The sequence below is a fragment of the Vibrio rotiferianus genome (assembly GCF_002214395.1).
Lineage (GTDB): Bacteria > Pseudomonadota > Gammaproteobacteria > Enterobacterales > Vibrionaceae > Vibrio > Vibrio rotiferianus.
Genome location: NZ_CP018312.1, coordinates 1,585,386 through 1,606,383 on the forward strand (window position 1 = coordinate 1,585,386; position 20,998 = coordinate 1,606,383).

The following is a 20,998-nucleotide window of genomic DNA, read 5'->3' on the forward strand; positions in this document are numbered from 1 at the left end:
CCATTGTCTATGTCACTCTTGTTTACAACATATCATAAAGTACTGTTAGCTTAGTTGTTTATCGAACTTTTATCTCGAACAAAATTTAACCACGAAAGATCAACAGCACCTAGAAACAGGTAGAAAAAAACCGCCTAATTGGCGGTTTTAAACAATAAACAGACTTAGAAATGCCACTGTAAATAGAGCGAGTTGTAGTCACTTCCCCCTTTGATTCTTCCAAAAGCAGACGTGCTGGTAAAGATGCCAGAACGATGATGCAAGCTATAACCCAACCACAAATTGCTTAGAGAGTTGTTGTTTAACAAATCTCCCATATTCACATCCGCACTGAAGTCTAAATAGTTCATCAACTTACTTGGCTTATAGCCTTTATCATTTAAGTTTTTGTTCTCAATTTGGCTAATTTTGGTGCTGTAAGAAATGCCTTCAGCAAAACCTAATCGAGTTCTAACCGCCCAATCAAATGTGTAGTAAGCCTTTATAGCCAATACATATTCATCAAAGGAGCTCTGAGTATCAGAGCTATGATGGTAAACGTAGCCTGGTGTTAAATAAAAATCGAGTGGGAGGCCAAACACTGAACCTGCCAAAGGGTGCCCATAGAAGACCGACATCATGGTGTTTCTATCAGGGTCTGTCTCGTTGTCAAACATGAATATCTCAGTTGGACCTGATTGTGTCGCTAGTCCACTGGCTAAACGAAGATATGCCCCATCGGGCAGTTTTGCTTGTGGAGAACCTATTGAGCTACCAAACATCGCCAACCCCAAGTAGCCTTCCCATTGGGTATGTGAATCTATGGTCTGGCTAGAGTAAGTATCGTGGTCAAAAAAGGTGGCACCAAAATGACCAACCGCATAAAGGTTTTGGTAGATCTGGGTACGACCTTTGACGCCAACCTTGCTATCGACACCGGAGCCAATATCATCGATTTGAAGACCATAGTAAGTGTTATTAAACCGAGATGATTTCGCTCTCAATGAAGCGTAAAGAGAAGCTTCCCACCCTTTCCCCTCTAGTTGGTAATCGCCTGTCAGGTTCGAGTACATACGACCATCATTGTCGCTGAGTACCTCCAGACTAACGTCGACTTTCGGAGAATAATGCCATATGGCTTTCGCCCCAAAATCAATCTGCGATCCTTGAATCTCGTTCTGCGCGTACCGTGGAATATCAAAAAAGCGCATTTGAGCAGCCAGTCCAACACTAAAATCACGACTTTGATACAAGTGGTAACCACCAGACGCGCCATCGAGATAGAAGTTGTCACCTTTGTAGAATAGCAATGGCATCACGTCGTTAACGGTGTTTCCGTCCGTTTTAAAAGGCATAGAGGCGCTTCTGACACCAATCCCAACTCCCCAGCTTTCTTCTTTCTCAATGGCAGAATACTCAAGTTCACTCGCTATCGATAACGGAACCGTAAAAAGTAGAGGTAGTACAAATTTATGCTTCATCTTTCACTCTTTTCATTTTGCTAGAGTGCAAGAGGCACTCTTTAATTACTCACCCTCCTTAGATGATTACCAATGCCTTGAAACATTGACCTCAAATATCCTTTACACAAAGATTCTATTGAAGTGACGCATCAATCGACACGTTTTACAGTTATTCATATTTGATGAAATAGCAGGCTTTCGTTAGCCATACGAGCAAACACAAATAAGCCCATCGATGATGGGCTTAAGGTGAAATTTAGATGAGTTATTGAGCTAAAGTAGCTTTCGGTTTTACTCGGAAGAACAACGCGTAGTTCAGAGGTATCACCACCAACGTCAGAACCGTTGCGAATAGAAGACCGAACATAATGGTCACTGCCATACTCTTGAAAAACGGGTCTACCAGCAATGGAGCTACACCAAGAATGGTCGTTGTTGCACCAAGAATAACAGGTCGCGCTCTGCTCATTGCGGCATCGATAATAGCGTCGTACGCTGCTTTGCCGTTGTTGACTTCATTCTCGGCTTGATCAACTAAGACGATTGCATTTTTCACCATCATTCCGACCAAGCTCAAGAAGCCTAGCGTCGCCATAAATTCAAATGGCGTTTGGAAGACGACCAAACCAATAGCGACACCAAGTACTGCTAGCGGAACCGTACACCAGATAACCAATGCCTGACGAACACCATTGAACATGAATACAACTGCCAACACCATTGCTGCAAAGCCATATGGAGCAGATATCATTAAGCCTTCATCCGCCTCTTTTGCGTCCTTATATTCACCAAACCACTCGAGTTGGTAACCGACAGGTAGAGGCATGTTTTCAATCTTCTCTTTGACCGCATCTAGCGCTTCTGAAGTTAATACTCCTGAGCGAGGGTCAGCTTGAGCCATAATTGTTGGTACGCGATCGATACGGCGTAACATTGAGTCCTGCCACTCCAAATCAACACGGTCGACAAACTGTGCGAGCTGTAAGTACTGACCTGCAGTCGGACTAAATACTTGTGTATTCTCGATGCTTCGCTCATGCGTACGCTCGCTTTCTGGTGCTCTGACAACAATCGGAACCAAATCATTCCCTTCACGGTAAACACCCACTCGGGAACCAATTAACGACTGCTCCAATGCTTGATTCAATTCTTGCGTTGTCAGACCAAACTGCTGAGCACGATCCGAAGCGTAGACAGGCTTCACAACCGGCACTTGCTGGCGCCAATCATCTTGAATAGCAACCAGTTCTGGTGTCTCTGCCATCAATTGCTTTGCTTGCTCTGCGAGTTGTCTTAACACATTGCTATCTGGGCCGCTAAACGCAGCTTCAATCTTCTTGCCACCGCCAGGTCCCAACATAAACTTCCACACATTAACCGACGCCTGCTCATATCGCTCATTAAGCTCAACTTGAAGCTCTTCGATAAGCGGCTCAATCACTTTAAAATCATTCACATCCACCAGCATTTGTGCGTAGCTTGTGTTTTGGGCTTCTGGTGAGTAAGTCAGCATAAAGCGTAAACCACCTGAGCCAATAAACGTCGTCGTATTCGTTACACCCTCTTTTGCTTTGACATCACGCTCAATTTCTAACATGACACTTTCTGTCGTTAGAATATCTGCACCTTGAGGAAGAAAGACATCAATCACAAACTGCTCTCGTTGGGATTCTGGCATAAAGCCTGGCGGAACGTAGCTGAACATCTTCACACCTGCTAGAAAGACCAAAATAACAATCGCTAACCCTTTCTTTTGGTTGTTTAGCACCCACTCTAATGTTGATTTGTACCAAAGGCTGACTTTGCTCGGCGCTTTGTCTTGCTTATCTTTATTTACCTTCAAAAAATCATGACAAAGTAACGGCGTCACAGTGATTGCTAACACCCAACTTAGGAACATCGAATACAAGATGACCCAAAATAGAGAGCCTGCGTATTCACCCATGTTCGATGGAGACAAACCAATGGCGCTAAATGCACAGATACCAACGATAGTTCCGCCGAGCAAAGGCATTTTTGTCTCATTAACGATGTCGTTGATGACTGATTTTTTATCAGCGTTTGGATTCTTCTGTAATCGAGTTATTACACCGTCAGTTACTACAATGGCATTATCAACCAACATACCGAGCGCAATGATAAGCGCGCCAAGTGAGATGCGCTGCATTGCAATGTCGTCGATCAGCATAATGATCAACGTACCCGCTACCGTTAGCGTCAGAACAAAACCAATGACGATGCCCGTTCTCACTCCCATGAAAAGCAGTAGAACGATGAATACAATAACCACTGCCGCGATTAAGTTGTTAATGAAGTCAGCTACAGAGTCGCGAACAGAGTCAGATTGAATAGAGATTTCATGAAGTTCAATACCATGTGGTCGCTGTGCCTCTAATTCCGCAATGCGTGCTTTAACAGCATCACCCATCTCAACGACATTTCCACCTGCAACGTTTGAGATACCCAAGCCAATTGCTCGCTCTCCGTTATAGCGCATTAAAACGGATGAAGGCTCTTCGTAACCACGTGTCACATTTGCAATATCCTGCAAACGCATCACCGTATTACTGTCCCCCAAACCAATTTGTAATGACTTCAACTGTTCAAATGAGCTGATGCTTGCGCTTGGAATGACTGAAATACGCATACCATCTGTATTTAACGCACCAGCAACGGTCACGACATTTTGCTTTTCTAATACTTGGTAGACTTGTTGAGCTGACACGCCAAACTGAGCCAAGCGGTCACTTGAGATTTCGACAAAAATCGTTTCTTGCTTCTCTGCAAGCGTTGCTGTCTTAGAAACGCCAGGCACCAACACCAACTCTCTGCGCAGCGTGTCCACATAATCTTGCAACTGCTTATCGGTAAAGCCATCACCAGTCACGGCATAAAACTGAGCATATACATCGGCAAAGTCGTCATTCACAATGGATGGCGCAGCACCAGGAGGCAAAGAACGTTGAGCATCACTTACCTTTCTTCTCAACTTATCCCACACCTGTTGTAGCTCAGCTTCCGTATTGGAGAATTCACGTTTAATTTCAACCGTGACTTCCGACATTCCCTGCTTCGACACTGAGGTGATTTCTTTTACCTCTTGCAAAGATTGCGCAGCACCTTCAATCACATCCGTCACTTCATCAGCAACCTCTTGAGCCGTAGCACCCGGATATGGCGTCACAATAACCGATTGGCGAATAACAAACTCAGGATCTTCAAAGCGACCCAACTTCAAGTAGCTGATGTATCCTCCAATAAGCATTAGAGCAACCATCACCCACACACTTGTGCGTTTTGCTATGGTGTATTTCGCGATATTCATCTTAGTAAGCCTCCGCTACTTGAGGACGTACAGCGATGCCCTCTTGAAGTTTTTGAGTGCCGGAAACCACGACTTTCTCTCCTAACTGCAAGTTAGAAACTTGAACACGCTCGCCATTCAAGGAGCCGGTGAAAACCGTTCTCTTACTCAAGGTATTTTGTCCGTCTACCACCCAGACATATTGATTGCCCATATTGTTTGGAACCACTGCCGAAAGTGGCACTTGGATCGCTGTTGTCTCGCCCTTCTGCCCACTGGAGTAAACTTGAACGTTCATTCCCGGTAGCAAGCGACTGCCTTCTGTCGAATCTACAGCAAACGTAACGGCATAAGTGCCTGTTACAGGGTCAGGCTCTGTCTCATACTTTTTTAGTGTCAGTGACAACTTTTCATACGGTGCAATAGGCGACTGAGCAAAGATTTGCGTCGCCTTAGTATTACGTGTCATGACACTCTCAGGTACTTGAATAGTGACATCAAGTTGAGACAAGTCATGCAATGACGCGACCACTTCATTGCTCTGTACCAACACATGGTTATCAATAAGAGTACGACTCACAACGCCAGAAAAAGGGGCTCTAAGATTAGTATCATCAAGGCGGCGCAGTGCTTCTGCATGCTGATTTTGCGCTAAGTTAAAACGCAGCGTAAGCTCTTCAAACTGGCTTTTAGAAATTGACTGGCGTTGTTCAAACAGCGTCTTCGCTCGCTGGTACTCAGAGCGGGCATTGTTTAGTTCGACTCGTGCAGAGGTAAGTGCAATCTCTGCATCAGCCGAGTCTAGTTTCGCAATCAGTTGGCCTTCTTCCACTTGATCGCCTTCCTTAACCAGCATATCTACCACACGTCCGCTAGTTCGAAACGACAAATCAGCGCGGCTTGCAGAAGAAATCGTGCCGCTAAATGATAAGTCAGCGACTTGAACATTCGACACCACCTCAACAAACACGGGACGAACAACAGGCTTTGACACCTCAACTTCAGCTTCCGATTTACAACCAGTGAGCAGCACAGAAAATGCCATGGTCATCGCCATTGCTACTGGGCGTAATTTCTGAGCTTTTAAAGTATTCGAGTTTTTCACAACCATCTCCAAATGAATTAATTGATTAGTCACGTGTGTCATCCACGCTATTCATCCCTATTTGTTTTCCTTTTGCTGAGCAGTGTAACGAGTCGAGAAATTAACTCGACGGATAAGAGTTATTCATTTTTGCATTAGCCACTTCTACCTTTTGCACTTCTCCACTCAGACAAGCAGGAATCTGGCATTCACAAGGCACATTGTTCTGTCGATGACTCGTTAAAGATTCCTCTGAAACAAACTGGAGATAAGTGGAAGTCGAGTGGTCATCTAAGAGATCGTTACCGCCACTGTAGTAGTTCATTGATGCCAATGTAGAAATGAGTTTCTTGATGTATCGCATGTACCACTCCTTATTCACGAAAGAAATTGGGAATAGGTAAACATTAAAAGAAAGGCTTTAGACATGACTATGGGTTAGAGATATTCAGATTTGGAACGGTGATGACTAGAGCTCACCAAAATTGAATATCTCCTATTCGTGTCGATCCAACACCCGTTCAAGCAAACTAGGTTCAACACTTTGAACAGGAGAGAAAGATGAAAGGCTACATTCCTGCTCTGATTATATTTTCGAGTTATCTAGTGTTCTTTTTCACCCTGACTCGACACATGGCATAGCAACCAACACATAACACTTTACGAATTAGGTTATTGAATTATGCAAGTTATAGAAATTGATGGGTTTCTTTCTTTTACCCTCGCTATCGTTTTGCTGTTTATCGGCAAGTTTGCCACGATGCGTTTTAAAGTTTTGCAAAAATACAGTATTCCAGAACCCGTCATTGGTGGGTTTATTTGTGCACTTATTGTCGCCATTGTTTATTCAATATTTGATCTAACAATCGAGTTTGATTTGGCGATAAGAGACACCTTGCTGCTCTACTTTTTTGCAGGAATTGGTCTCAGCGCCAGTTTTAAAACGCTAATATCTGGCGGTAAGCCATTATTTGTTCTCACTTTACTTGCCGTTATCTATATTGTTTTACAAAACATCATCGGGGTCAGTATCGCTTCATTGCTGGGGTTAGAACCTTTACTTGGTTTGATGGCAGGTTCAATTTCACTGATCGGTGGGGTGGGTACGACAATGGCATGGTCTCCAGCCTTCGCAGATATGGGGCTAGAGGGGGCGGCTGAGGTTGGCCTTGCAGCCAATACTCTCGGCCTAATTTCCGCGTGTTTAGTTGGCGGACCTATCGCTAACTACCTGATCAAAAGACACAAACTGACTCCAAATACAGATCACAACTTAGATATTGGGGTTTGTCACAACGAAAAAACTAAACTTGACCACTTTGGTTACTTGTACGCTTGGCTCATGCTCAACTTGAGCCTAATCGTTGGGTACTTCATCAACCTAGGGTTTGAAGCAATTGGCTTGCAACTTCCTATGTTTGTCGCCTGTCTCGTCGCTGGTATTTTGATTGGAAATGGCAAGTCTCTGCTGCTACGCAAAGAAAAAAACAAAAACGCCCAACTTGGTCATGCACTTATCTCGGATATTTGTTTGGGTATGTTCTTAACGATGGCGTTGATGGGACTTCAACTTTGGCAGCTACAAAGTACGATAATGTTCCTTGCAACCGTAATGTTCTTCCAAGTGGCACTCTCCATCGCCTTTACCATTTGGGTAGTATTCCGTTTTATGGGGAAAGACTACGAAGCGGCGGTGATAGGCTCAGGCTTTGGCGGTATTACGCTAGGCTCGACAGCGACAGCCATCGTCAATATGACAGCCGTGACACAGCAATATGGCGCTGCACATAAAGCATTTATCATCGTACCTTTAGTGTGTGGGTTCTTTATAGATATCGCTAACGCCCTAATTATCAATTCGTTTATTACTGTTGGGCTGTAAGGAAGGTTTAAAGGCAGGAATATAAATAACTGATAAAGCAAAGGATAATCGAAGAACTAAGAAAAGAAAGCTATGTCCAGATACAACAAAGCCCGCTAGACTAGCGGGCTTTGCGTTTGTTCACGAGGAACTAAATTTGGTGGGTCCGGGCGAACTCGAATCGCCGACCCCTACCATGTCAAGGTAGTACTCTAACCAACTGAGCTACGGACCCAAATTTAATGTTCAGCATACTTTGGTTTTAGTATGGCTTTAAGGAGTGGTGGGTCCGGGCGAACTCGAATCGCCGACCCCTACCATGTCAAGGTAGTACTCTAACCAACTGAGCTACGGACCCATTCCTTAAGAACGAGAAGGATATTAGCTATATCCTATGAGGGGTGCAAGTATAAATTAACTAACTTTGAATCGTTTGGCGAAAATCTAAACTCAACGCCCGTTTTCAGACGATTTTATCGTCAAAGCCACTCCTGACTGGGCGTAAAAGTGTGATCTACTTAACTTTTGTGTTTTAGATTAATTATCATAAGGCACTTCATTCAGCATCCAAATCTGCAGAACTTGCGACACATTTGGACAGTAGCCAAACAGAATCTGATATTTCGGTTCAAACGGTTCACCAATGTACGTCGTGCGGATCAGTTCGCCAGTTTTAAGATCTACTTGTGTACTCACCCTCCCCTTAAAGTTCTGGAAAATCGCAAACTGCTCGCTGTGGTAAACCATCTGCTCACGATAAAACAAGAAGTGGTCTTGCGGTGTGTCTATCAGTTGGCATTCAAGTGGTTTGAGTGACTGCTGAGCGTTGCTACTGAATGCGAGTAGCAGTGCAGAAAGAATCCATCCATATCGCATAACACGTCCCTATTCTTCTTTCTTTATCAAAGTATAGGAGCTATCGGAGCCACTGTTGCAAAGTGCGGTTCTTATGGCCTTACATAAACAAAAAGGCTTCGACTAGTGAGTCGAGGCCTCTCTTAAAAGCGACATGCTAGCAGCATCTATTCACTTTCTGTATCAAACACCACATTATAGTTTTCGGTGTAAGTACAGTTTGGTTGACGGCTACAAGTAAAGAATCGTCTCCCTTTAAAATCTCCTTGGCTTGCCGTTCTAATGATCATCGGGCTGCCACACTTCTTGCAAAAACGTATTTCTTTATCAGGCTCAATCAAATCAATATGCGCGGCCAATAAGCGGCGTAAACGGCCGACTTGGTAGCTGTGTTTTACCGATGCGCCAATCAAAGGTAAATTCGCCGATTTGCATACATGCATCAGCAACTTTTGGCGCTCGACTTTACCTTTATGAAGTTGCTGACCATTGTCCAGTTCAATGATCACTCTTGGCTCTAACGTTCTCGGATCGCAGATAACGTAATCAAAGTAACTACGTGAGATTCTGTTACTCGCAACGAAAAACTGTTTCTTGTTTTTAATGTCCTTTGGAACAACGACGTTGGACATATTAACCTTGGCAAGTACGACTCCGTGCTCACCTACCGCAGCTCGCAATGCATTGAAAAACGCGCTTTCTGGCCCTTTCAATACTGGTCCTTTAGAACGATACGGATAATCTTTCGTATCATCCTGCTTCACAACATACTTTTGAATAATAAAGAAGAAAACAACCAGAAGAACAACAATGATAAAGATGTTGGTCATAGATAAAGTGCGCCCAAAACAAACAGTTACTCAAAGCCTAATGGGAAAACTACAGCAGAGCAACAAAACTGATAAAAATTGCGGGGTGATAATAACAGTAGCGGGCGATTTGCGTTAATCAAACAAGAATATAAACGGGCTCAACTGGAGCCCGTTTGTTAATCGTTAAGGTACAAAGAAAGTGTTAGCTATTTGCGTCGGCTTGATTCTCAGGCATGGCATCAATAAACGCTGGCAGTTGATTACACGCCTCTACAATCGAATTGATCACTGGATAAGGTATCAAGTCCACGCCAAATCGCAACGCGTTGTACACTTGCGGCACTAAGCAAATATCAATAACAGAGGGAGCGTCAGTCACACTGTAGGTACAGTTTCCATGCTGTTGTCGATGCTGAGTTAGCTTCTCTTCCAGTGCCGTAAAGCCTTGATTTACCCAATGATGAATCCATTCGATTTTTGTCTCTTGGTCACAAGACAGCGCCCCTTCTAGATACTGCAACACGCGCAAGTTGTTAAGAGGGTGAATTTCCATCGCGATATCTTGAGCCATTGCTAATACTTGGTATCTCAGCGGCGATTGCTCTGGAATCACTGGTACTTGAGGATACTGCTCATCGAGATACTGAATGATGGCAAGAGACTGATTTAACTGAACATCACCATCCACCAGCACTGGCACGAGTTCAGAAGCGTTTAACTCATGATATTCCGCGCTGTGCTGCTCGCCGCCATTACGTACCAAATGAACCGATTTTGAATCGTAACCCAAGGCTTTCAAGTTTAAACAAATGCGAACTCGATAAGCCGCCGAAGAACGCCAATAGCCATAGAGGGTGATGTTATCGCTCATCGCTTCCTTACCTCTCACTGTTAGTGTTTTAGGTATTGGCTGACTTGCTGATCAATCGCGCCAAAAATCGAGTTACCATCTGCGTCAAACATCTCTAGCTTGATTGCGTCACCAAACGACATAAACCGTGTCGATGGCTTACCATCACGAATGGTTTCAATCATTCGCACCTCTGCAATACACGAGTAGCCCACACCACCTTCTTCGATAGAGGTACCATGCTCGGTGCCCTGCTTGTTCGATACCGTACCAGAACCAATAATCGCCCCAGCAGAAAGTGGACGGGTTTTGCTAGCATGGACAATCAAATCAGCGAAATCAAACGTCATATCAACCCCAGCATTCGGGCAGCCAAACGGCTTGTGATTGTAGGTTGAGACAAGCGGCAGATGCACTTTATTCTCATACCATGCTTCGCCAAGTTCATCTGGTGTTACCGCAACGGGAGAGAACGCCGATGACGGTTTTGATTGGAAGAAGCCAAAACCTTTGGCGAGCTCTGCTGGGATCAAACCGCGTAACGAAACATCATTGACCAACATGATGAGACGAATCGATTCTTGCGCTTCGGCAATGCTTGCTCCCATCGGAACATCACCTGTGATCACCGCAACTTCACCTTCGAAATCGATGCCCCACTCGTCGCTGGCAAATTCAATGTTGTCACAAGGGCCAATAAACGTATCTGAACCACCTTGATACATAAGCGGATCAGCCCAAAAGCTTTCCGGCATTTCTGCACCGCGCGCTTTACGCACTAGCTCGACGTGATTGACGTACGCACTTCCGTCTGCCCATTGATATGCGCGAGGTAGTGGTGACTCTAGATAGTGGGATTCAAACTCTTCGCATCCCGATACGTCACCGCTATTTAATGCGCTATAAAGCTCTTCCAGTTGTGGAGCGACTCTGTCCCAATTATCCAATGCCACTTGCATGGTTGGCGCGAGATGCATCGCGTGGAAAATTTCAGTTGCCGGAACACATTGTGTCAGGTCTTTGCTCACGACCATCAACAGACCATCACGAGTGCCATTTTTCTTGGTTGCTAATTTCATCCTTGCCCCTTACTTCTCTTGCCAGCTATAGACGTATTCTTTGTTTTCAACCTTATCGAGCTCGTCAGAAAACTCGAGTGCGTGACGCGTATCAATCATCACTGCCACTTCATCAGTAAACTTCTTCTTATATTCCTGACCTGCTTTGAACGCTTTCGGGTGTGGCCCGTGTGTAAAGCCCGCCGGATGGAAAGTCACCATGCCTGCTTCTATGTTGTCACGGCTGAAGAAATCCCCTGCATGGTAGAACAAGACTTCGTCATAATCGTCATTATTATGATAGAACGGCACCTTCAGAGCACCAGGGTCGCTCTCGATTGGACGAGGTACAAACGTACACACCACGAATCCTGCACCAACAAATGTGGTATGTGCGGAAGGCGGTAAGTGATAACGATGCGACATCAACGGTCGAATATCACGCCAGTTCACTTTCACCACCGCTAAGTCACCATGCCAACCAATGGCATCAAGTGGATTGAATGGATAAGTAATGACGCTGACTTGATCGTGACGCTTCACCTGTACCTGTGTTTGCTCTTCTGAGTATTGCGCGCGAAATTCGTCGTTAATCGAAGGCGTTTCCAGTACTGCTGGGTCGAACACCGCATGATTGCCCACCATGCCTTTTTCTGGCAAAGAATAAGCGGCATCGGTGTTTTCAATCATCAGTACGAACATCGGTTCACTTGGATCTAAACGCCAACTGGTCGAGCGCGGGATCATCACGTAATCCCCTTCACTCACTTTGAGATGACCATAGTCGCAATAAAGGTCGGCCGTTCCGTGGTGGATGAATAGCAGCTCATCACCATCAGCGTTGCGGACCAAGAAGTCCATCTTCTCGTCCATACGCCACACGCGAACCTTACAGTTGGCGTTGTGTAGAAGATGTGGCACTGCCCAAGGCGAAATCTGGCTCGCCGTTTCAACTAGGTTGAAATCGAAAGCGCGCGGACGTAAGTCCCCCTCCCACTCAGACCAACCTGTCGGTGCATGTTGATGATGAAAGTGTGCTGCTGGGCCAAAGAATCCACTTCGACCTGCTTCACGTTCGTAAATTGCCTCTTCCGGGAAATCAGCATGTGCTTGCTTGGAGCACACTCCCTCCCGATGAGGGAATGTGATCCATTTATGCATCGCTTAGTACTCCTCGGCGGATTTGGTCTTCTTCAATCGATTCAAACAGCGCCTTGAAATTACCTTCACCAAAGCCCTCATTGCCTTTACGTTGAATGATTTCAAAGAACACCGGGCCGATTACCGTCTGAGTGAAAATTTGCAGCAAAATGCCGTCTTTGGTCGGTGCGCCGTCTATTAAAACTCGTAAATCACGTAGTTTGCTAACATCTTCGCCGTGCCCTTTCACACGCTCGTCCACTTTCTCATAGTAGGTGTCTGGCGTCGGCATAAACTCCATGCCGCGATCACGGAGCGTTTGAACGGTTTGATAAATATCATCGGTCGTCAGCGCAATGTGCTGAATACCTTCGCCGTTGTATTCACGAATGAACTCTTCAATCTGTGACTTGTCATCAGAAGATTCATTGATTGGAATGCGGATCTTGCCACAAGGCGCGGTCATTGCGCGGCTAACAAGACCGGTCAGTTTACCTTCGATATCGAAATAGCGGATCTCGCGGAAGTTACCAATGCGCTCGTAGAATCCTGACCACACATCCATATTGCCTTGCTTCACGTTGTGGGTCAGATGGTCAATTTCATACATACCAACGTCGGCTTTCGCTAAACGCTCGTCGGCATCGTCATAGAAACGGAAGTCGACATCGTAAATACTCTGCTTGCCGTAACGATCCACGAAGTACAGGAGGCTTTCACCAATACCGTATATCGCTGGAATGCTCAGCTCCATTGGACCAATTTCAGTTTTGTACTCAACGCCACCGTTATCCAGCGCTTGCTTTAATGCAACGTTCGCGTCTTTCACACGAAACGCCATGCCACAAACCGATGGGCCGTGAACTTTAGCAAAGCCTTCTGCTTGACTGTGTGGCTGGGCGTTAACGATAAAGCTGATGTCACCTTGTCGGTACAGCCAAGCCTCTTTAGAACGGTGTTTTGCGATCTCTGCAAAACCCAACGATACAAACAGCGCTTTTAACTGTTCAATGCCTTCGCTATTCGCCGCTGTGTATTCCACAAATTCGAATCCATCCGTTCCTAATGGGTTGTAGGTGTCCACCATGACTTTCTCCTTATGTCATTGCTGTATTTGAACATGCGTTCTCGTTCGATATTTCTAACTTGGCGCAGGAGGAGAAAAATTGGAATACATGAGTGGAAATCTGGCTTTACGCAGTTTTAAACGGCAGTTGTAAAATTTGTGTTACACACAATTTTGCAATAGCAAACGTTTACGACAATTATACGGAAAGCGAGCTATATCAATGCATTATCATATCCATCAGCAATTTACACACTACAAGCAAATGTAAACAAGTTGTTACCTTGGCTATTTTTATGGCCAGTTATGCGCATTTCTCATGCGAACAACGTCAATATTAGGTTTCCGATATGGAATGGCGGACGATAAGTGGTAGTATCTTTTTTTAATCACAACACTGGCAATAGTTATGGCGCGCCGAACACAAGAAGATACCCAAATCACCATCAACACCATTCTCGATGTTGCAACAGAGCAATTGATAACGCTTGGTTACGAGAAAATGTCTTACACAACGTTGAGTGAGCAGACAGGGATATCGAGGACGGGGATCAGCCACCACTTTGCAAAGAAAGTAGATATTCCATGTGCGCTGCAAGGTCGCCTACTCAAGCTGATGGTTGAAAAGTTAGATCTCTCAAAGAATGAGACTGTGTTTATAGCGAGTTGGCAGAAAGCTCTCGAAGACGGTCAGTTCTTGGCGATATGGCGCCTCGCTTTCCAAATGACGATAGGCAGACATCATCAACCTTACGTTTATGAGCTAACCTCTCAGGTAGAGAGCTTAGTCGCTTATAAGCTCAGCCAACCATGTTATAAGACTATTGAATGGCTGATAGGGTTAACGCTTATGAAAATAGGGAAAGCGTAAAATTATACCAATCACAGTAAGTAACTGACTGGAATTAGCGCAGGAAAAACGTCTGAAACAAGGCTAACATTTTTGATTAGTGATTATTTACTAAGACGGTATTAGATACAGCAAAGGAGCTCAGTGAGCTCCTTTTTAATAGGTGGTTCACTACCGAAGCGATGGTGCTATAAACCCATATCTTCAGTAATATCTTTAATCTGCTTTAAGTCCATTTTATTGACTTCAATAAGCTGGTCAACTTGGCTTAGACGAGAGTTTGCTTCATCGTGCTTATCACAGGCGTCAGATTTCACATCCCAAGATTTGCCTTCTAAGAAAACATCACACTCTTTCTTTAGCTTCTCAATTTTAGGCAATAGTGCTTCGCGCTCTTTCTCAAGAGACTCAAGCTCTTGCGATATTTGTAATTCTTTGCGGAACACCTCTCGAGAACGCTCGAACATCGTCGCTTGCATATCGGCTTGGCGATTCAACTTGTCGTTTTCATTCTTGGTGCTGCTTAATTTGTTTTTCTGCTCTTTCACTTGTGATTCAAGTGCAAGATTCACTTTTTCGACTTCGGTTAACTGTTCTTGAAGTGCTTTTAATTCGGCTTTATGAGCTTCTTCTTTCTCTGCCAACAGTGTCGCTACTTTTGCATCAACTTCTTGATCTAGGCTCGCTTCACGTGTTTTTACTTGAGAGACCAAGTCAGTTTTGTCTTGTGTCAGTGCTTGGTACTTTTCTTCCAACACTTGATACGTGGACTCCCACTTGCTCGCTGTCATTGCCGAGCCAGCTAAACCACCAAATGCCAGACCCAACACTGCCGCAATCGCAATATAAATATGAGTACGCTTATCGCGCTCCTCAATGACAACTACTTCGTCTTGATCTTCAATATTGTTCTGAGAAGTCACCGTATCTTACTCCAAGGGATCTACTGATTTGCTAGCGAGTGAGTTCCGCAATCATGATTGATGCGGTATAAATTAAGAATGCGCCAATCAAGGTAATGACGGTCGCTTTTTGGACTTTTTCATTGGTACGATAACGAAATAACACAAACGCTAACGCCACCAATACTGCAATGGCTAACAATCTGGTCATACTGCCTCCTTGTCCAACTCTGAGAACCTATCTGACTCCATAGACAGTCTCGCAAAAACTCATTGTAACCTATTTCTACGGAGCATACGGTCAACATAGCGTAGAATTTAAAGCGATTGCTCCCGTTTTGATCAAATTAATGTTCTAATTTGAACAACATATCATCAGCCAATCGAAACCCCATCGCGCCCTAGAATCCTTCCCCGACCTTCCATACACACCAAGAATAAACGCAATTGCACGTAATTTGTTTAATTAATCGACAAACCTATGAAATCAAAGCCACAACATCCGCATAATGTATTGAAAATAAATCTTCATTTGGTGTTGAAATGGTAACAAAACATGATAGAGTTCACACGTTAATGGTGACCAGCATCATTAACTAACCTTTACTCATTTGATTGAGTAAATGTTCCGATGAAGACTGCAGGAGAGTGGTTATTAACTAAATCTTAACATTTAGTTAGGGTAACTCGCCGAAGAATTAACTATTTCAGGTGCTACTTAGGTAGCGGGGACTGTAGTTGGAGGAACCTCTGGAGAGAACCGTTAAATCGGTCGCCGAAGGAGCAAGTCCTACACATTTGTGTAGGGTGAAACTCTCAGGCAAAAGGACAGAGGAGTGGAAAGTAACAACCTAACTATTTGGCGTTCCCGCCTACTTTAAATAGCTTGGCTCTATTAGAGATCTTTGATCTCGTCCTTTCCCTCTTCTCCTTATTAGTTGTTTTATTAAGGGGAAATCATGAACGACCTACAATCTTTACTTCAAACCATTGATAACTTTGTCTGGGGTCCACCACTGCTACTTTTGCTTGTGGGAACCGGTGTTTACTTCACTTTTAGCCTAGGCTTGATCCAGTTTAAGCACCTACCGACTGCATTAGCGATGGTATTTCGTAAAGATAAGTCATCTGATAAACAGGGTGACGTTTCTAGCTTTGCTGCGCTGTGTACTGCGCTGTCTGCAACAATTGGTACAGGTAACATCGTTGGTGTTGCTACCGCAATCAAACTTGGTGGCCCTGGTGCCCTATTCTGGATGTGGCTTGCCGCTCTATTCGGAATGGCAACCAAATACGCGGAGTGTCTTCTTGCGGTGAAATACCGCCGCGTTGACGACAAAGGCCAAATGATTGGTGGCCCTATGTACTACCTACAATATGGTGTTGGCTCGAAAGCGCTTGCGATCATGTTTGCGGTATTTGCACTGGGTGTAGCGTGTTTTGGTATCGGTACCTTCCCTCAAGTGAACGCGATTCTTGATGCCAGCGAAATTTCTCTCGGTGTAAACCGTGAACTTGCTGCTTTCATCCTGACTCTATTGGTTGCGTTTGTCACTTTGGGTGGCATTAAATCCATCGCGAGTGTTGCAGGTAAAGTGGTTCCGGCAATGGCAGTATTTTACGTACTGGCTTGTTTGAGCGTGATCATCATGAACGCTGACCAATTGCTAAACGCCGTTGAGTTGGTATTGGTGTCTGCCTTCACTTCAACCGCAGCGACAGGTGGTTTCTTGGGTGCAAGCATTATGCTAGCCATCCAGTCAGGTATCGCTCGCGGTGTATTCTCAAACGAATCTGGTTTGGGTAGTGCACCGATGGCAGCTGCGGCAGCGAAAACAGACTCTTGTGTTAAACAAGGTCTGATTTCAATGACGGGTACCTTCTTCGATACCATCATCATTTGTACTATGACTGGTCTAGCCTTGATCCTTACTGGCGCTTGGCAAAGTGACTTCTCTGGTGCAGCGATGACAACGCACGCATTTGCTGTAGGCTTGAATGCTGAGACATTCGGTCCAATGCTGGTGTCTATCGGCCTGATGTTCTTCGCGTTTACCACCATTCTTGGTTGGAACTACTACGGTGAGCGTTGTGTGGTATTCCTGTTCGGTACTAAAGCTGTGCTACCATACAAACTGATTTTCGTTGGTTTGGTAGCTTCAGGAGCTTTCCTTCACTTAGACATGATTTGGCTTCTGGCTGATATTGTGAATGGTTTGATGGCAATCCCTAACCTGATTGGTTTGATTGCTCTACGCCATGTTGTGTTGGAAGAGACGAAGCTATTCTTCAAATCCTCGTCTCAATCTGATGATTTTGATGCAGTAAAAGCATAAACTGAGTTAGAAACTTTAAGCCCGCTGATTTCAGCGGGCTTTTTTATTTTGCTAATCTCTCAGCCATTGGTGTTCGACTTCTTCCCCTTGCTTTTCAAAAAACGACGAGTGTTGTTGTTTAAACTGATCGACTTTAATGTCATCAATAGGCCACTGTTTAAAGTCTTCATTGATAACTGCTTTTTCTACGCCAAACTCAAGCGACACAAGCTTAGGTCTGACATGACGATGAAAGTAGGTTTCACCGCTACTGTCGCACACCATAGGAACATGGGATGCGGGTTCGTTGTTAATCGATACCATGGCCCAAATGCTAGAGTCAGGCTTACAACTCTTCTCTTTGACCACATCAATTTCAAACTTATTGTCCAGTGTCGTCATAACATAAATAACCAATGACTCTTCTAGATAGACGCGCCTTAGTAAAAGCTGCTTTGTGTCTTGTGTTCTAGCTTGTTGGATACCATTTGAAAACGGATGGAAGTATGACCAATGCCACTGCCAGTCCATGTCTCTCTGTTCAAATTGAAGCTGCGGTACGGCTTTCCAAGCGACAGCGCCAACCATCGCAGCCAGAAAAAGGAGGAGAATTAATATCAATTGAATAAGTAAACGCATTAGACTGGCTTTTCTACTAGTAACTTAACACCAAGAACAACTAATACCGCACCCGTTGCCCCTTCCATCCACTTCATAAAGCGCGCATTTTTCAGCAAGCTCTTCGCCGAATTAAGTGCTCCGGCCAAACCACACTGCCAAACCATCGCAATCATAAAATGAATCATCGCCATCGTCATCGACTGTAACAACGGTGAACCTTCTGGGTTCACAAACTGCGGCAAGAACGCAAGATAAAATACGGCAGTTTTCGGATTCAATACGTTAGAAAGAAAACCTTCTCGAAAAGATCGTTTCCCACTGTAGGCCTGATGAACTTGCTCTGAGACTGCAATACCACCATTGGCCTTCATCAATGCTCTTAAACTACTAAGACCCAGCCATATCAAGTACGCCGCGCCAATCATTTTCACGGTTTGGAAAAGCTCCGCAGATTGCGCAAGAATGGCAGAGATACCAACCGCTGAGAAAAAAGCGTGCACAAACAGCCCAAAACAAATCCCTAAACTGGTCGTGCAACCATCTTTCAGTCCAGAGCGACTGGTATTACGGATCACCAAAGCAGTATCCAAACCAGGCGTTAAGGTCAAAATGGTAATGGCAACCAAAAAGGCCTCAAAATTTAAAATATCCATATCATTGATTGAGTTATTGAGAATTACCCATCAATACCGCCAATCAGTGTGTTCTGCAAGTCCATTTTTATAAATCAGCATGTAAAGCCTCTACCCCACCAATGAAAATGGCCATTTTCCATGGCAACGGCCTCTGCATCAGTTGCTTACCCCTGCTCTCAACCTTGAGTTAATTCACCAGAAAAATGCAAAACTACAACTATATCTACAACTTTTATGTATCGCTTCCAACTTGTTTACTACTTCATTATTCATAGGGAGACTTATAGTTTTGTTAGTTCAAACGTATTAATTCACAAAGGACGTCAGATGTGCCGACTCAAAGCTAATTTGATTTATTTCACGATTTCCCAGTTTTGGATGTTGGGATATGTCCAAGCTGACAGCTTATCGATGAATATATCTGGTTATATCGGTGATCAATGTGAAGTAAATTTTGGTTCTAATGACACTATGGACTTTTCTGATGAAATATCAAGAACACTACCTTTTGACATATATTGCAACCAACCAATAGTGCTTACTATTAGTTCAAAATACGGCGGTCTTAAACACGAAGATAATGAACTTGTAAACCTCACTCATTATTCCATCAATTTGGATGTTAGCTCAATAAATATCGCTACAGAGTTAAACAGTGAGGACATTACCACACCAGTACAAATTGACAGTTTTGGCGCTATTCCTTTTTCCACTATTGGGGAACTAGGAGTAACGCTTGAGCATGGCTTGCTATACGCAGGCTATTATAAAGACGTCATTGAAATTGATATCTACCCATCAATAAATAACGTCACGAAGTAGGAAATCTGCAATTTCGCAGAAAAGCTAGCTCGGCAGGATTTGAGCTAAACATGAATGTTATCTCTTGAGTTAAAGGAATCTTCTTATGAAAAAACTAACGATTTGCGCAGCAGCAATTACTGCTTTATTTGGTACTCAGGTCAATGCTGCACCGGGCGATGTTCAATTAGTTGGTTATGTTTCACCTGTTTGTGAAGTTACAGGGCTTGCTACTCAACTTCTTGATTTCGGCGATGTAACGAATATTCAAACTGTATCCCTCAACCTGGGTATGCAATGTAATGATGTTGATGGTGCAACCGTTTCTCTAACCAGCTCAGAAGGTGGTTTGGAATCTGATGATAATGAGGACTTTGCGCTGGAATACACAGCTACGTTTACTCCTACCGGTTTGTCTCCTCTGGTTTTGAATGCACCTGGTGGTCCTGGTCTTAATGATGTATCGGTAGATGTTGCCTACCCTGGTTCATCAACGTTGGCAGGTGGTGTTGGCGCGACCTTAACGGTAGCAACGACTGAAACAGCGGCTTGGGCTGGCGGCTACTCTGATACGTTAACTGTGAATATCACATCAAACTAATCGATATTCTTCCCCCCCAATGGGAGGCTTAGGCACGGGCCTCCCTATAACAACAGCAACACCGATGAACTTGATGGAGCTCAACATGTCTCGTTGGATAAATTTAGTAGTACTATCTTTAGTTTGTTCTTATGCACACGCTTATAAAGTCGAGCCTATGGTTGCAGAAATGGAACCTCTCGGCAAACGAGCACAGATGTCCATGCGTATAGACAACACCTCCCGAGCGCCCCTCACCGTTGAGCTCTATCCTTTTTCTATGACAATGGATGAGCACGGAAAAGAAACCATCCGAGCAGCGGATGACGAGTTACTTGTCATACCCGTAACCGCCATTATTGAACCAGGTCGTTCCCAGTCTGTGATGATCCGATACTTAGGCGACCCATCGATCACTCAATCAAAATCGTATCGTATTGCCGTTAAGCAAGTAGAGGTTAAGCGAGGTGATGGCAACAACGGTCAACTTGGGTTACTGCTCCAGTTCAATACACTTGTCAATGTGAGACCAAAGAATACAGCACCAGATCTTGATATTAAGAGTGTGCAAGAAGGGGAAAATAAGTGGATCGTTGAAGTCGAAAATACTGGAAACAGTTATGGCAGATTAACGAAAACTAACTGGCGAGTAACTGATGGAAACCATTCTAAATACCTCAAGGGCATCGACATTAGTAAGCTGATAGCGGGGACATTAGTGTTACCACATTCGACACGCTATTTTGACATGCAGCCGCTGGATGGATTTGATGCATCTAAGGTATCAATCGAGATCGATCAGGATGAATAACAATGAGAATA

The 20,998-nt window shown here is 44.3% G+C and carries 20 protein-coding genes, 2 tRNA genes and 1 riboswitch; of the genes, 6 read left to right on the forward strand and 16 right to left on the reverse strand.

Translation table 11 applies throughout. From position 1 onward, the window contains the following. Window positions 1–164 precede the first annotated feature (164 nt). The 4 genes from BSZ04_RS16575 to BSZ04_RS16590 all read right to left on the reverse strand — a co-directional run bounded on the left by BSZ04_RS16575 (window position 165) and on the right by BSZ04_RS16590 (window position 6,194). Entirely contained in the window at window positions 165–1,460 is a 1,296-nt protein-coding gene (locus BSZ04_RS16575; RefSeq protein ID WP_088880883.1) for a MipA/OmpV family protein, read from the reverse strand. 247 nt (window positions 1,461–1,707) lie between these two features. Continuing rightward, on the reverse strand, window positions 1,708–4,767 hold the full coding sequence (locus tag BSZ04_RS16580; protein ID WP_088880884.1) for an efflux RND transporter permease subunit: 3,060 nt from the start codon (window positions 4,765–4,767) through the stop codon (window positions 1,708–1,710). A 1-nt stretch (window position 4,768) separates the two neighbouring features. Then, window positions 4,769–5,851, reverse strand: coding sequence for an efflux RND transporter periplasmic adaptor subunit (locus tag BSZ04_RS16585; protein WP_161493761.1), 1,083 nt, complete (start codon window positions 5,849–5,851; stop codon window positions 4,769–4,771). Window positions 5,852–5,951: 100 nt separating this feature from the next. After that, window positions 5,952–6,194 (reverse strand): hypothetical protein, encoded by a 243-nt coding sequence (locus BSZ04_RS16590; protein WP_038890392.1) that lies wholly within the window; start codon window positions 6,192–6,194, stop codon window positions 5,952–5,954. A gap of 318 nt (window positions 6,195–6,512) precedes the next feature. On the opposite strand from BSZ04_RS16590, the gene gltS reads away from it, so the two are divergent. Then, complete coding sequence (gltS, locus tag BSZ04_RS16595; RefSeq protein ID WP_088880886.1) at window positions 6,513–7,712, forward strand: sodium/glutamate symporter; 1,200 nt, start codon at window positions 6,513–6,515, stop codon at window positions 7,710–7,712. A gap of 137 nt (window positions 7,713–7,849) precedes the next feature. Here gltS and BSZ04_RS16600 read toward each other — a convergent pair. From BSZ04_RS16600 to hppD, 8 genes are all read right to left on the reverse strand, one after another. Further along, window positions 7,850–7,926: transfer RNA gene (locus tag BSZ04_RS16600), tRNA-Val, on the reverse strand. A gap of 46 nt (window positions 7,927–7,972) precedes the next feature. Further along, window positions 7,973–8,049, reverse strand: a tRNA-Val gene (locus tag BSZ04_RS16605). A 179-nt stretch (window positions 8,050–8,228) separates the two neighbouring features. Continuing rightward, window positions 8,229–8,567: a hypothetical protein gene (locus BSZ04_RS16610; protein WP_010447842.1), complete on the reverse strand. Its 339-nt coding sequence runs from the start codon at window positions 8,565–8,567 to the stop codon at window positions 8,229–8,231. Between the two features lie 146 nt (window positions 8,568–8,713). Continuing rightward, a complete protein-coding gene (locus tag BSZ04_RS16615) occupies window positions 8,714–9,376 on the reverse strand; it encodes a DUF2726 domain-containing protein (RefSeq protein WP_010447841.1) in 663 nt (220 codons plus the stop codon). 184 nt (window positions 9,377–9,560) lie between these two features. Next, the gene (gene maiA, locus BSZ04_RS16620) at window positions 9,561–10,229 is read right to left on the reverse strand and encodes a maleylacetoacetate isomerase (protein WP_088880887.1); all 669 of its coding nucleotides are present in this window, start codon (window positions 10,227–10,229) and stop codon (window positions 9,561–9,563) included. A 20-nt stretch (window positions 10,230–10,249) separates the two neighbouring features. After that, on the reverse strand, window positions 10,250–11,287 hold the full coding sequence (locus tag BSZ04_RS16625; RefSeq protein WP_088880888.1) for a fumarylacetoacetate hydrolase family protein: 1,038 nt from the start codon (window positions 11,285–11,287) through the stop codon (window positions 10,250–10,252). Between the two features lie 9 nt (window positions 11,288–11,296). Continuing rightward, complete coding sequence (locus tag BSZ04_RS16630; RefSeq protein WP_088880889.1) at window positions 11,297–12,427, reverse strand: homogentisate 1,2-dioxygenase; 1,131 nt, start codon at window positions 12,425–12,427, stop codon at window positions 11,297–11,299. Next, window positions 12,420–13,493: a 4-hydroxyphenylpyruvate dioxygenase gene (gene hppD / locus BSZ04_RS16635; RefSeq protein ID WP_071235453.1), complete on the reverse strand. Its 1,074-nt coding sequence runs from the start codon at window positions 13,491–13,493 to the stop codon at window positions 12,420–12,422. The genes BSZ04_RS16630 and hppD overlap by 8 nt, the downstream gene beginning before the upstream one ends. Window positions 13,494–13,881: 388 nt before the next feature. Between hppD and BSZ04_RS16640 the strand changes: the two genes are divergently transcribed. Continuing rightward, window positions 13,882–14,343: a TetR family transcriptional regulator gene (locus BSZ04_RS16640; RefSeq protein ID WP_038887163.1), complete on the forward strand. Its 462-nt coding sequence runs from the start codon at window positions 13,882–13,884 to the stop codon at window positions 14,341–14,343. Window positions 14,344–14,510: 167 nt separating this feature from the next. Here BSZ04_RS16640 and BSZ04_RS16645 read toward each other — a convergent pair whose 3' ends face one another. Further along, window positions 14,511–15,245, reverse strand: a complete 735-nt coding sequence (locus BSZ04_RS16645) for a hypothetical protein (RefSeq protein WP_010447830.1) — start codon at window positions 15,243–15,245, stop codon at window positions 14,511–14,513. 31 nt (window positions 15,246–15,276) lie between these two features. Further along, window positions 15,277–15,435 carry a hypothetical protein gene (locus tag BSZ04_RS25085; protein ID WP_010447828.1) on the reverse strand — a complete coding sequence of 53 codons (159 nt, stop codon included), beginning with the start codon at window positions 15,433–15,435 and terminating at the stop codon, window positions 15,277–15,279. Between the two features lie 529 nt (window positions 15,436–15,964). Further along, window positions 15,965–16,066, forward strand: a riboswitch (glycine riboswitch). A gap of 117 nt (window positions 16,067–16,183) precedes the next feature. Here BSZ04_RS25085 and BSZ04_RS16655 point away from each other — a divergent pair. Beyond that, the gene (locus BSZ04_RS16655; protein WP_010447826.1) at window positions 16,184–17,560 is read left to right on the forward strand and encodes an alanine/glycine:cation symporter family protein; all 1,377 of its coding nucleotides are present in this window, start codon (window positions 16,184–16,186) and stop codon (window positions 17,558–17,560) included. Between the two features lie 51 nt (window positions 17,561–17,611). Here BSZ04_RS16655 and BSZ04_RS16660 read toward each other — a convergent pair whose 3' ends face one another. Further along, window positions 17,612–18,178, reverse strand: coding sequence for a threonine transporter RhtB (locus BSZ04_RS16660; RefSeq protein ID WP_088880890.1), 567 nt, complete (start codon window positions 18,176–18,178; stop codon window positions 17,612–17,614). Beyond that, window positions 18,178–18,813 carry a LysE family translocator gene (locus BSZ04_RS16665; protein WP_010447822.1) on the reverse strand — a complete coding sequence of 212 codons (636 nt, stop codon included), beginning with the start codon at window positions 18,811–18,813 and terminating at the stop codon, window positions 18,178–18,180. Before BSZ04_RS16665 ends, BSZ04_RS16660 begins: the two co-directional genes overlap by 1 nt. A 309-nt stretch (window positions 18,814–19,122) precedes the next feature. On the opposite strand from BSZ04_RS16665, the gene BSZ04_RS25290 reads away from it, so the two are divergent. The 3 genes from BSZ04_RS25290 to BSZ04_RS16680 all read left to right on the forward strand — a co-directional run bounded on the left by BSZ04_RS25290 (window position 19,123) and on the right by BSZ04_RS16680 (window position 20,987). Further along, window positions 19,123–19,617, forward strand: a complete 495-nt coding sequence (locus tag BSZ04_RS25290; protein WP_231896325.1) for a hypothetical protein — start codon at window positions 19,123–19,125, stop codon at window positions 19,615–19,617. Window positions 19,618–19,702: 85 nt separating this feature from the next. Next, window positions 19,703–20,197 carry a hypothetical protein gene (locus BSZ04_RS16675; RefSeq protein WP_010447818.1) on the forward strand — a complete coding sequence of 165 codons (495 nt, stop codon included), beginning with the start codon at window positions 19,703–19,705 and terminating at the stop codon, window positions 20,195–20,197. Window positions 20,198–20,282: 85 nt separating this feature from the next. Continuing rightward, window positions 20,283–20,987 carry a fimbrial biogenesis chaperone gene (locus tag BSZ04_RS16680; RefSeq protein ID WP_071235457.1) on the forward strand — a complete coding sequence of 235 codons (705 nt, stop codon included), beginning with the start codon at window positions 20,283–20,285 and terminating at the stop codon, window positions 20,985–20,987. Window positions 20,988–20,998 lie beyond the last annotated feature (11 nt).

Excerpts from the sequence above, each read along its gene's own strand:
- BSZ04_RS16575 (WP_088880883.1), bottom strand. The coding sequence starts at position 1,460 with ATGAAGCATAAATTTGTACTACCTCTACTTTTTACGGTTCCGTTATCG.
- BSZ04_RS16580 (WP_088880884.1), bottom strand. The coding sequence starts at position 4,767 with ATGAATATCGCGAAATACACCATAGCAAAACGCACAAGTGTGTGGGTG.
- BSZ04_RS16590 (WP_038890392.1), bottom strand. The coding sequence starts at position 6,194 with ATGCGATACATCAAGAAACTCATTTCTACATTGGCATCAATGAACTAC.
- gltS (WP_088880886.1), top strand. The coding sequence starts at position 6,513 with ATGCAAGTTATAGAAATTGATGGGTTTCTTTCTTTTACCCTCGCTATC.
- BSZ04_RS16610 (WP_010447842.1), bottom strand. The coding sequence starts at position 8,567 with ATGCGATATGGATGGATTCTTTCTGCACTGCTACTCGCATTCAGTAGC.
- BSZ04_RS16615 (WP_010447841.1), bottom strand. The coding sequence starts at position 9,376 with ATGACCAACATCTTTATCATTGTTGTTCTTCTGGTTGTTTTCTTCTTT.
- maiA (WP_088880887.1), bottom strand. The coding sequence starts at position 10,229 with ATGAGCGATAACATCACCCTCTATGGCTATTGGCGTTCTTCGGCGGCT.
- BSZ04_RS16625 (WP_088880888.1), bottom strand. The coding sequence starts at position 11,287 with ATGAAATTAGCAACCAAGAAAAATGGCACTCGTGATGGTCTGTTGATG.
- BSZ04_RS16630 (WP_088880889.1), bottom strand. The coding sequence starts at position 12,427 with ATGCATAAATGGATCACATTCCCTCATCGGGAGGGAGTGTGCTCCAAG.
- hppD (WP_071235453.1), bottom strand. The coding sequence starts at position 13,493 with ATGGTGGACACCTACAACCCATTAGGAACGGATGGATTCGAATTTGTG.
- BSZ04_RS16640 (WP_038887163.1), top strand. The coding sequence starts at position 13,882 with ATGGCGCGCCGAACACAAGAAGATACCCAAATCACCATCAACACCATT.
- BSZ04_RS25085 (WP_010447828.1), bottom strand. The coding sequence starts at position 15,435 with ATGACCAGATTGTTAGCCATTGCAGTATTGGTGGCGTTAGCGTTTGTG.
- BSZ04_RS16655 (WP_010447826.1), top strand. The coding sequence starts at position 16,184 with ATGAACGACCTACAATCTTTACTTCAAACCATTGATAACTTTGTCTGG.
- BSZ04_RS16660 (WP_088880890.1), bottom strand. The coding sequence starts at position 18,178 with ATGCGTTTACTTATTCAATTGATATTAATTCTCCTCCTTTTTCTGGCT.
- BSZ04_RS16665 (WP_010447822.1), bottom strand. The coding sequence starts at position 18,813 with ATGGATATTTTAAATTTTGAGGCCTTTTTGGTTGCCATTACCATTTTG.
- BSZ04_RS25290 (WP_231896325.1), top strand. The coding sequence starts at position 19,123 with ATGTGCCGACTCAAAGCTAATTTGATTTATTTCACGATTTCCCAGTTT.
- BSZ04_RS16675 (WP_010447818.1), top strand. The coding sequence starts at position 19,703 with ATGAAAAAACTAACGATTTGCGCAGCAGCAATTACTGCTTTATTTGGT.
- BSZ04_RS16680 (WP_071235457.1), top strand. The coding sequence starts at position 20,283 with ATGTCTCGTTGGATAAATTTAGTAGTACTATCTTTAGTTTGTTCTTAT.